Source organism: Falsiroseomonas tokyonensis (assembly GCF_019024325.1).
GTDB lineage: Bacteria > Pseudomonadota > Alphaproteobacteria > Acetobacterales > Acetobacteraceae > Falsiroseomonas > Falsiroseomonas tokyonensis.
The window spans coordinates 448,891-458,834 of record NZ_JAFNJS010000003.1; the positions used below are offsets into that span (position 1 = coordinate 448,891).

The 9,944-nt window shown below is 69.7% G+C and carries 7 protein-coding genes; 5 read left to right on the top strand and 2 right to left on the bottom strand.

The genetic code is table 11. The features are described from left to right. Positions 1–56 precede the first annotated feature (56 nt). Together J3S20_RS12670 and J3S20_RS12675 are read right to left on the bottom strand one after the other, a co-directional pair. Positions 57–1,652 carry an ABC transporter substrate-binding protein gene (locus J3S20_RS12670; RefSeq protein ID WP_216836835.1) on the bottom strand — a complete coding sequence of 532 codons (1,596 nt, stop codon included), beginning with the start codon at positions 1,650–1,652 and terminating at the stop codon, positions 57–59. A gap of 41 nt (positions 1,653–1,693) precedes the next feature. Next, the gene (locus J3S20_RS12675; protein WP_216836836.1) at positions 1,694–2,638 is read right to left on the bottom strand and encodes an NAD(P)H-dependent flavin oxidoreductase; all 945 of its coding nucleotides are present in this window, start codon (positions 2,636–2,638) and stop codon (positions 1,694–1,696) included. 101 nt (positions 2,639–2,739) lie between these two features. On the opposite strand from J3S20_RS12675, the gene J3S20_RS12680 reads away from it, so the two are divergent. The 5 genes from J3S20_RS12680 to J3S20_RS12700 all read left to right on the top strand — a co-directional run bounded on the left by J3S20_RS12680 (position 2,740) and on the right by J3S20_RS12700 (position 9,938). Beyond that, entirely contained in the window at positions 2,740–4,800 is a 2,061-nt protein-coding gene (locus J3S20_RS12680) for a 3-hydroxyacyl-CoA dehydrogenase NAD-binding domain-containing protein (protein ID WP_216836837.1), read from the top strand. Position 4,801: 1 nt separating this feature from the next. After that, the gene (locus tag J3S20_RS12685) at positions 4,802–6,412 is read left to right on the top strand and encodes an AMP-binding protein (protein WP_216836838.1); all 1,611 of its coding nucleotides are present in this window, start codon (positions 4,802–4,804) and stop codon (positions 6,410–6,412) included. Positions 6,413–6,422: 10 nt separating this feature from the next. Further along, positions 6,423–7,622: an acyl-CoA dehydrogenase family protein gene (locus tag J3S20_RS12690; RefSeq protein ID WP_216836839.1), complete on the top strand. Its 1,200-nt coding sequence runs from the start codon at positions 6,423–6,425 to the stop codon at positions 7,620–7,622. 6 nt (positions 7,623–7,628) lie between these two features. After that, positions 7,629–8,783 carry an acyl-CoA dehydrogenase family protein gene (locus J3S20_RS12695; protein ID WP_216836840.1) on the top strand — a complete coding sequence of 385 codons (1,155 nt, stop codon included), beginning with the start codon at positions 7,629–7,631 and terminating at the stop codon, positions 8,781–8,783. A 183-nt stretch (positions 8,784–8,966) separates the two neighbouring features. Next, entirely contained in the window at positions 8,967–9,938 is a 972-nt protein-coding gene (locus tag J3S20_RS12700; protein WP_216836841.1) for a Bug family tripartite tricarboxylate transporter substrate binding protein, read from the top strand. The last annotated feature ends 6 nt before the right edge of the window (positions 9,939–9,944 follow it).

A 9,944-nucleotide genomic window follows, 5' to 3' on the forward strand; every position in this document is an offset into this window, starting at 1 on the left:
TCTTCGTGGAAGCCCCCACCCAACCCTCCCCCGCAAGCGCGGGGGAGGGCTATCGGTCACACCGGCCTGACGCCCCACGGATAGGGCATGCTGCCCTTCAGATGCCCCGTGATCCGCTTCCGCCAGGCGCTGCGGATGGTGAACTGGCCGAGCGGAATGGTGGCCACATCGTCCTGCGCCAGCTTGTTCAGCTCATTCGCCAGGGCCTGCTGCCGCTCCGCATCCGGCGCGTCCAGCCATTGCTGCACCAGCGCCTGCGCCCGCGGGCTGTCATACCAGCCGAACCAGCCATTCTCCCCCGGCCCCTTCACCAGGGAGGACACCGCCGGGTTCAGGTAGCCGAGTGACGAGCCGTAGGTGTGGAAGATGCTCCACCCGCCGCGCTCCACCGGCTCCTTCCTCACGCGGCGCTGCACCACCGTGCCCCAGTCGGTCTCGGCCAGTTCCACATTCATCCCGATCCGCCGCAGCCGGTCTGCCGTGATCAGCCCGTGCGGGCCGATCAGCGGGAAGTCGGTCGGGTTGATGATGACGACCTTCTCGCCATTGTAGCCGCTGGCCTGCAGAGCGGCCTTGGCCCGGTCCAGGCTGCGCGGCGGCGCGTTGAATTCGGACAGGTTCTCGACGCCGAGCGGCGTGCCGCAGGGGAAGAGGCTGTGGCAGGTGCGCCAGATGCTGCGGTCATTGCCGAGCGTGGCGCGCATGTAGTCCTCCTGCTCCACCGCCAGCGCCACCGCCTGGCGCACCTTCACATTGTTGAAGGGCGGCTGCAGGTGGTTGAGGCGCATGATGGACATGATGCCGGCCTCCGCCAGCACGCCCACCTCGATGTCCCGGTTCCGCACGAGGGTCGGGATCAGGTCCGATAGCGGCTGGTCCAGCCAGTCCACCTCGCCCGCCTGCAACGCCGCGGCCGCCGTCGCCGGGTCCGGCAGGATGTGCCATTCGACGCGGGCGAAATGCGCCACCTTGCCGCCGGCCGCACCGCTGGCCGGCTCCTGGCGCGGCACATAGGCCTCGTTCTTCGCGTAGACCACGCGGCTGCCGGAGACGAATTCGTCGCGCAGGAAGCGGAAGGGGCCGCTGCCCATGACCTCGCCGATCTGGGTATTGGCGTCGGTGGTGGCCAGGCGCTCCGGCATGATGAAGGGCACATTGGCGTCCGGCTTGGCCAGCGCTTCCAGCAGCAGCGGGAAGGGGCGCTTCAGGCGGATTTCCAGCGTGCGGTCATCCGCCGCGCGCCATTCATCGACGGAGGTCACCAGGATCTGGCCGAACGGGTCGCGCTTGGCCCAGCGGGCCAGCGATGCGGCGCAATCCACCGCCCGCACCGGCGTGCCGTCGTGGAATTTCAGGCCTTCCCGCAGCCGGATGCGCCAGACGCGGCCATCGGCTGAGACCTCATGCCCCTCCGCCATCTGCGGCTGCGGGCGCAGCCGGGCGTCCAGCGCATAGAGCGTGTCGTAGACGTGGTAGCCATGCATCTGGGTGACGATGGCGCTGGTCCAGATCGGGTCCAGCGCGGTGAGGTTGGCCTGCGGCACGAAGCGCAGCGTGGCGGCGCGGGCCGGCTGCGCGATGGCCGGGGCCATCCCCGAAAACGCGGTCGCGGCGAGACCCGCGCCCGCCTGGAACAGCGAACGGCGTTGCATGGATTGTTTCCTCCTGCCGCTCTGACGGCGGCGGGCGGAGGCTAGGCGCCGCTTGCCGGAAGGGTCAATGCCGCCCGGGCGGCCTCATATTCCGCCCGCAGCCGCGCCACGATCTCGGCCGCCGGCGGGGCGTCGGTGATGCTGCCGATGCCCTGGCCGGCGCCCCAGACATCCTTCCACGGCTTCACGCGGCTGGTGCCGAAATTGGCGCTGGTCTTGTCCACCGCGGGCAGCGCCTCCGGGTCCAGGCCGGATGCCATGATGCTGGGCTTCAGGTAGTTGCCGGGGATGCCGGTGAAAAAGGGCGTGTAGAGGATGTCGGCCGCCTGGCCCTCCACGATCATCCGCTTGTAGCCCTCCGCCGCTTGGGCCTCGGCCGAGGCGATGAAGCGGGTGCCCAGATAGGCCAGGTCCGCCCCCATCGCCTGCGCCGCCAGGATCTGTGCGCCAGTGGTGATGGAGCCGGACAGGATCAGCGTGCCGCCATAGATGCGGCGCACCTCCGCCACCAGCGCGAAGGGGGACAGCGTGCCGGCATGGCCGCCGGCGCCGGCGGCCACCAGGATCAGCCCATCGACGCCGGCCTCGATCGCCTTCTGCGCATGGCGCAGATTCGTCACGTCATGGAAGACCAGCCCGCCCCAGCCATGCACCCGGTCCACCACCGCCTGGGGCGGGCGCAGCGAGGTGATGATGATCGGCACGCGATGCCGCTCGCAGACCGAAAGGTCATGCTCCACCCGGTCATTGGAGGCATGCACGATCAGGTTCACCGCGAATGGCGCGTCCTGCGCCGTCAGCCCGGCGGTGATGCGCGCCAGCATGGGGTCCAGCGCCTCCGCCGGGCGGGCATTGAGGGAGGGGATGCTGCCCACGATCCCGGCGCGGCATTGCGCCAGCACCAGCTCCGGCGTCGAGACGATGAACAGCGGCGCGCCGATGGCGGGCAGGCGCAGGCGGCCCTGCAGCAGCGGGGGAAGTGGCATCCGGGGTCTCCCTTTCGCCCGCCATCCTGCCGGCGCCGGCCTGCCTTGACCATGGCGCGGGGATGACGGACAGGATGGGCCAAGGATCGGGGAGAGGGCGCATGGCGGAACCGGTGCGGTATGAGGTTTCGGACGGCATCGCGGTGGCGACGCTGTCCAACCCCCCGGTTAATGCGCTCTCCGCCGCCCTGCGCGCCGGGCTCTTCGAGGCCGTGCGGCGGGCGGAGGCCGACCCCGCCGTCGCCGGCCTGGTGATCGCCGCCGAGGGCCGCACCTTCATCGCCGGTGCCGATATTTCCGAGTTTGGCAAGCCGCCCGTCTCGCCGACGCTGGCGGAGCTTGTGGCGGCGCTGGATGGCGCGGCGAAGCCCGTGGTGGCGGCGATCCAGGCCGCGGCGCTGGGCGGCGGGCTGGAAGTGGCCATGGCCTGCAGCTGGCGGGTGCTGGGGCCCAGGGCGAAGCTCGGCCTGCCGGAGGTGAAGCTCGGGCTGCTGCCGGGCTCCGGCGGCACGCAGCGGGCGCCGCGGCTGATGGGGGCGGCGGCGGCGCTGAAGCTGATGGTCTCCGGCGATCCGATGGACGCCGATGCGGCGGTGGCGGCGGGGCTGGCCGATACCGTGGTGCTGGGCGACCTGCTGCAGGCGGCACGCGATTTCGTGAAGCGGCCGAAGCCGCAGCCGGTCTCGGCGCGGGATGCGGGGCTGGGCGATCGCGAGGCCTTCGAGAAGGAAGCCGCCACGCTCGCCAAGCGCGCCGCGACCGAGCCGCAGATCGCCGACTGCATCGCCTGCGTCCGCGCCGCCTTCGACATGCCGTTTGCGGAGGCCGTGGCCTTCGAGCGCGCCGCCTTCCTGCGCCTGCTGGACGACCCGCGCAGCAAGGCGCTGCGCCATGTCTTCTTCGCGGAGCGCGAGGCCGCCCGGATCGCCGGCCTGCCGAAGGGCACGCAGCCGCGGCCGGTGGCGCGCGCCGCGGTGCTCGGCAGCGGCACCATGGGCGCGGGCATCGCCATGTGCTTTGCGAATGCCGGCATTCCCGTGCGCGTCATCGAGACGGATGAGGCGGCGCTGGCCCGCGGCATGGAGCGCATCCGCGGCACCTACGACAGCAGCGTGAAGCGCGGCAGCCTGGGCGCGGAGGCGCGCGATGCGCGCCTCGCCCTGATCGAGGGCGCGGTCGGCCTGGACGCCACGGCGGATGCCGACCTGGTGGTGGAAGCGGTCTTCGAGGAGATGGGCCTGAAGAAGCAGGTCTTCGCGCATCTCGACCGGGTGACCAAGCCGGGGACGATCCTGGCCAGCAACACTTCCTATCTCGATATCGACGAGATGGCCTCCGCCACGTCCCGGCCGCAGGACGTGCTGGGCATGCACTTCTTCTCGCCGGCCAATGTGATGAAGCTGCTGGAGGTTGTGCGCGCCAAACATACGTCGCCGGAGGCGCTGGCGACGGCCACCGAGATCGGCCGCAAGCTCGCAAAAGTGCCGGTCGTCGTCGGCGTCTGCTACGGCTTCGTCGGCAACCGCATGCTGGCCCGCCGCACGCAGCAGGCGGAGCGGCTGTTGCTGGAAGGCGCGGCGCCGGAACAGGTGGACAAGGCGCTGACCGATTTCGGTTTCCGCATGGGCCCGTTTGCGATGGCGGACCTCGCCGGCCTCGACATCGGCTGGCGCATTCGCCGCGCCACGGGCAAGCGCGCGCCGGTGGCCGATGCGCTGGTGGAGGCGGAGCGGCTCGGCCAGAAGACGCGCAAGGGCTACTACCTGTATCCCGAGGGCAGCCGCACGGGTGTTGTCGATCCCGAGGTCACGGCGCTGATCCGCCGCGTGGCCGCGGCCGAAGGCGTGGCGCAGCGCGAGATCGGGCAAGAGGAAATCCTCGATCGCCTCGTGCTACCCATGGTGAACGAGGGCGCGCGCATCCTGGAGGAAGGCATCGCCGCCCGGCCGGGTGATATCGATGTGGTCTGGCTGCATGGCTACAACTGGCCGGCCTGGCGTGGCGGGCCGATGCATTACGCGGATTCCGTCGGCCTGCCGCAGGTAGCGGCGCGGCTCAGCGCCTTCGCGGAAACGACGGGCGACGAGACGCTGCGCCCCGCCGATCTGCTGTCGCGTTTGGCGACCGAAGGCAAGGGCTTCGCGAGCCTCAAGGCCGACTGAGATGCACCCGTGGGAGGCGTCCTACCCGCCGGAATGCCGCTGGGACACGCCGATCCCGCGCGGCACGCTGCCCGCCTTCCTCGATGATGTGGCAAGGCGCTTCGGCGATAAGCCGGCGCTGGAATATCGCGGCCATGTGCTGAGCTATGCCGGGCTGCGCGCGCTGTCGGACCGTATCGCGGCGGGGCTCTGGGCGCGCGGGATCCGGCCCGGGGATTGCGTGGCGCTGTATCTGCCGAATACGCCCTGGCATCCGCTGTGTTTCTTTGCCGCGCTGCGCCTCGGCGCGCGCGTGGTGCATTTCTCGGCGCTCGATGCGAAGCGGGAGCTGGCGCACAAGGCGCATGATTCCGGTGCGAAGCTGCTGATCACCACCGGCTTTCCCGCGCTGGTGGCCAATGCCGAATGGCTGCGCGCGGAAGGCGCGGTGGGGGACGTGCTGCTGGCGCCGGAGGCGCGCTGGGGCGGGGAGGATGCCGCCTGCGACTTTCCGCTGATCCCCGAGGCCGAGCCGCCAGCGGAATGGCCCACGGTCTCGCCCGACGACCTGGCGCTGCTGCAATACACCGGCGGCACCACCGGCACGCCGAAGGGCGCCATGCTGAGCCACGGCAACCTGACCGCCGCCGTCGCCATCTACCGCACCTGGCGCGACCGCACGGACCTGCCGGAGGGCACGGCGCGCGTGCTGGTGCTGCTGCCGCTGTTCCACATCTTTGCCCTTACCGCCGTGCTGCTGCGGCAATTGGCGCAGGGCGCGCTGTGCCATCTGCGGGTGCGCTTCGATGCGGCGCAGTGGGTGGAGGATGTAGAGCGGCTGCGCATCACCACCTTCTCCGGCGTGCCGACCATGTGGATCGGCATTGCCGGCGTGCCGGGACTCGAGCAGCGGGACCTGTCGAGCCTGCGCCAGTGCAGCTCGGGCGGCGCGCCGATGCCGCAGGAAGTGCAGCAGCGCGTGGAGCGCCTGCTGAAGCTGCGCATCGGCGGCGGCTGGGGCATGACGGAGACCTGCCCCGCCGGCACGCGCATCCCGCCCGATGGCCCACGCCGCGCCGGCATCATCGGCCTGCCGCTGCCGGGAATCGAGATGCGGATCGTGGCGCTGGACGCGCCGACGCGCGCAATGCCGGTGGGCGAGATCGGCGAGATCGCCATCCGCGGCCCCAACGTCTTCTCCGGCTACTGGAACCGGCCGGAGGAGAATGCCACCGCCTTCGCGGATGGCTGGTTCCTGACCGGCGACACTGGCTGGATGGACGCGGCCGGCCATTTCACCCTGGTCGATCGTCGCAAGAACATGATCCTGTCCGGCGGCTTCAACGTCTATCCGGCGGCGATCGAGCAGGCCATTTACGAGCATCCCGCCGTCGCCGAATGCGTGGTGATCGGCGTGCCGGATGCCTATCGCGGCCAGGCGGCCAAGGCCTTTTGTGCCTTGAAGCCGGGTGCGCAGCCCTTCACGCTGGAGGATCTGCGCGCATTTCTGGCAGACCGCGTCGGCAAGCACGAGATGCCGGCGGCGTTGGAGATTCGCCAAACCCTGCCGCGCAGCGCGGCGGGCAAGTTGCTGGCGAGCGCACTGCGCGACGAAGAAGCGGCCAAGGCCTAGGAGACGACACATGGACCTCCGCTACACCCCCGACGAAATCGCCTTCCGCGATGACCTCCGCAAATTCTTCCGCAGCGAGATCCCGCTGCCGATCCGCCGCAAGGTCAGCGAGGGTCGTGCCCTGGCGCGGGATGACTATGTCACCAGCCAGCGCATCCTGCATGCCAAGGGCCTGGCCACGCCGAACTGGCCGGTGCAGTGGGGTGGCCAGGATTGGACGCCGGTGCAGCGCTACATCTATGTCGAGGAGCTGCAGGCCGCCGCCGTGCCGCAGCCGCTCGGCTTCAACGTCAACATGGTCGGCCCCGTCATCGCCACCTTCGGGTCAGAAGCGCAGAAGCAGCGTTTTCTTCCCTCCACCGCCAATCTCGATATCTGGTGGGCGCAGGGCTTTTCGGAGCCTGGCGCGGGGTCCGACCTTGCCTCGCTGAAGACCACGGCGCGGCGGGAGGGTGAGGAATTCATCGTCAACGGCCAGAAGACCTGGACGACGCTCGGCCAATATGCCGACTGGATCTTCTGCCTGGTGCGCACGGACAGCACGGTGAAGAAGCAGGCCGGCATTTCCTTCATCCTGATCGACATGAAGACGCCCGGCATCACGCTGCGCCCCATCATCACCATCGATGGCGGGCATGAGGTGAACGAGGTCTTCTTCGACGAGGTGCGCGTGCCCGCCGAGAACCTGGTGGGCGAGCTGAACAAGGGCTGGGACTACGCGAAATTCCTGCTGTCGAATGAGCGCATCGGCATCGCCCGCATCGGCATGACCAAGGAACGCCTGGCGCGCGTGAAGCGGCTGGCGCAGGAAACGCCGGCGGGGGAGGGCATGGTCTGGGACGACCCGGATTTCCGTCGCCGCCTCGCCTGGTCCGAGATCGAGCTGAAGGCGCTGGAGATCACGCAGATGCGCGTGGTGGCCGCGCAGCGTGGCAAGGCCAGCGATAAGCCGGATCCGTCGTCGTCGATCCTCAAGATCAAGGGCAGTGAGATCCAGCAGGCCTCCACGCAGCTGCTGGTCGATGTCGCCGGCCCCTATGCCATGCCGCGGCCGGACCGCGACGAGGAAGGGTTGAACCTGCCCAGCGTGGGCCCGGATTGGGCGGATGCCGCGGCGCCGCTGTTCTTCAACTACCGCAAGGTCTCGATCTATGGCGGCTCCAACGAGATCCAGCGGAACATCATCGCCAAAGCATTCCTGGGGCTCTGACGGCACATGGATTTCGACCTGACCGACGAGCAGCGCATGCTCTCCGACAGCATCCGCCGTCTCGTCGCGGATGCCTATGACGACTTCGAAAAGCGCAAGACCTATCGCGCGCAGCCGCGCGGCTATGCCGATGCGAATTGGCAGAAGTTTGCCGAGATGGGGCTGCTGGGGCTGCCCTTCTCGGAAGATGACGGCGGCTTCGGCGGCGGGCCCGTGGAGACCATGCTGGTCTGCGAGCAGTTTGGCCGTGGCCTGGTGGTGGAACCCTATCTTGCCACCGTCGTGCTCGGCGGCGGGCTGCTCAAGCGCGCGGGCAGTGCGGAACAGCGCGCCGAGCTGATTCCGGCGATCGCGGAGGGCAGCCTGACCCTCGCCTTCGCGCATCAGGAACGCCAGGCGCGGCACGACCTGTTCGACATTGCCACCACCGCCACGCGCAACGCCGATGGCTATGTGCTGAACGGCGCCAAGGGCGTGGTGCTGCATGGCGACAGCGCGGATCGCCTCATCGTCTCCGCCCGCACCGCCGGCGCGCGGCGCGACCGCGACGGCATCAGCCTTTTCCTGCTCGACCCCGCCACCGCCGGCGTCATCCGCCGTGGCTATGCGACGCAGGACGGGCTGCGCGCGGCGGAGGTGGTGCTGGAGAATGTCTCGGTGCCCGCCAGCGCGCTGCTGGGCGCCGAGGGCGCCGCGCTGCCGCTGATCGAGCAGGTGGTGGACGAGGCCCAGGCCGCGATCTGCGCCGAGGCGCTCGGGGCCATGGAGGTCCTCCGCGACCTCACCGTGGACTACCTGAAGCAGCGCACCCAGTTCGGCCAGCCCATCGGCAATTTCCAGGCGCTGCAGCACCGCGCGGCCGACATGCTGGTGGCCAGCGAACAGGCGCGCAGCATGGCCATGTATGCCGCCATGATGGTGCAGGAGGCCGACCCCGCCGCCCGCCGCGTGGCGCTTTCCGCCGCCAAGGCGCTGGTCGCCAAGAACGCCGACCAGCTCGGCAAGGACGCTATCCAGCTGCATGGCGGAATCGCCGTGACGGAGGAGTACAAGGCAGGGCACTATTTCAAGCGGCTGACGATGCTGGCCGGCCTGTTCGGCGACGTGGACCACCATCTGCGGGTGGTCGTCGCCGCGGGAGGGCTGCCGGAGGCCGCCTGAGAGCCTGACCCAGAAGGTCGGCGGCTGAGGGCCGGTCGCGGATTTTTTGTCCTGGCCAGGACGGCAACGCCGCCGATGCTGGTTGCATCGGCAAGTTGTCGGACGCCGCCAGGACGGAAAAGCCGCACTGGACCGACCCGCCGATCTTCTGGGTCAGGCTCAGACACGCGGGGAGGAAACACCATGCCGAACACGGCGATCGGCCGGCGCAGCGCGCTGGGCATTGCGGCTGCCTGCCTGTCCGGGGCGGCGCTGGCGCAGGCAAGGTTTCCGGATCGGCCCATCCGCGTCATCGTGCCCTTCCCGCCGGGCGGCACCACGGATGTGCAGATGCGCGTGCTGGCGGAAGGCGCCGCGCGGCGGCTCGGCCAGCCGGTGGTGATCGAGAATCGGCCCGGCGCCGGCGGCAGCATGGGCGCGGCCGCCTTGGCCCAGAACACGCGTGCGGATGGCTACACCCTCTCCGTCATGCCCAATTCCATCTTCCGCATCCCGGTGATGATGGCGCGTCCCAGCTACGATCCCATGGTGGACTTCACCTGGGTGATCCGCCTCGTGGGCTACACTTTTGGGATCGTCGTGCGCGCCGACAGCCCCTTCCAGACGCTCGGCCAGATGCTCGACCATGCCCGCGCCAATCCGGGCGCCCTGACCTATGGCTCGCCCGGCGTCGCCACGCTGGATGTGACGATGGAGCGCATCGCCCAGATGGCCGGCGGGCTGCGCCTGGTGCATGTGCCCTTCCGCGGCAGCGCGGAAAGCCTTCAGGCCCTGCTGGCCGGGCAGGTCGACATGGCCGCCGAGAGCAGCGCCTGGGGCGAGCTGGTGCTGGACGGAAGGCTGCGCCTGCTCGCCACCTGGGGCGAGGCACGCCCGCCACGCTTCGCCATGGCGCCCACCTTGCGGGAGGCCGGGATCGACATCGTCAACAGCTCCCCCTACGGCCTGGCCGCGCCGCGCGGGTTGGACCCCGCGGTGGTCGCCGTGCTGCACGATGCCTTCCGCGACGCACTGCAGGACCCGGCGCATCTGGCGGTGCTGGAGCGCTACAACATGCCAATGATGTATGCCGATGGCGAAGCCTATGCCCGCTACGCTCAGGAATTCTACGCCGAGGACAGCGCCATGGTCCGCGCCATGGGGCTGAAGTTCTGACACCAG

Excerpts from the sequence above, each read along its gene's own strand:
- J3S20_RS12670 (WP_216836835.1), bottom strand. The coding sequence starts at position 1,652 with ATGCAACGCCGTTCGCTGTTCCAGGCGGGCGCGGGTCTCGCCGCGACC.
- J3S20_RS12675 (WP_216836836.1), bottom strand. The coding sequence starts at position 2,638 with ATGCCACTTCCCCCGCTGCTGCAGGGCCGCCTGCGCCTGCCCGCCATC.
- J3S20_RS12680 (WP_216836837.1), top strand. The coding sequence starts at position 2,740 with ATGGCGGAACCGGTGCGGTATGAGGTTTCGGACGGCATCGCGGTGGCG.
- J3S20_RS12685 (WP_216836838.1), top strand. The coding sequence starts at position 4,802 with ATGCACCCGTGGGAGGCGTCCTACCCGCCGGAATGCCGCTGGGACACG.
- J3S20_RS12690 (WP_216836839.1), top strand. The coding sequence starts at position 6,423 with ATGGACCTCCGCTACACCCCCGACGAAATCGCCTTCCGCGATGACCTC.
- J3S20_RS12695 (WP_216836840.1), top strand. The coding sequence starts at position 7,629 with ATGGATTTCGACCTGACCGACGAGCAGCGCATGCTCTCCGACAGCATC.
- J3S20_RS12700 (WP_216836841.1), top strand. The coding sequence starts at position 8,967 with ATGCCGAACACGGCGATCGGCCGGCGCAGCGCGCTGGGCATTGCGGCT.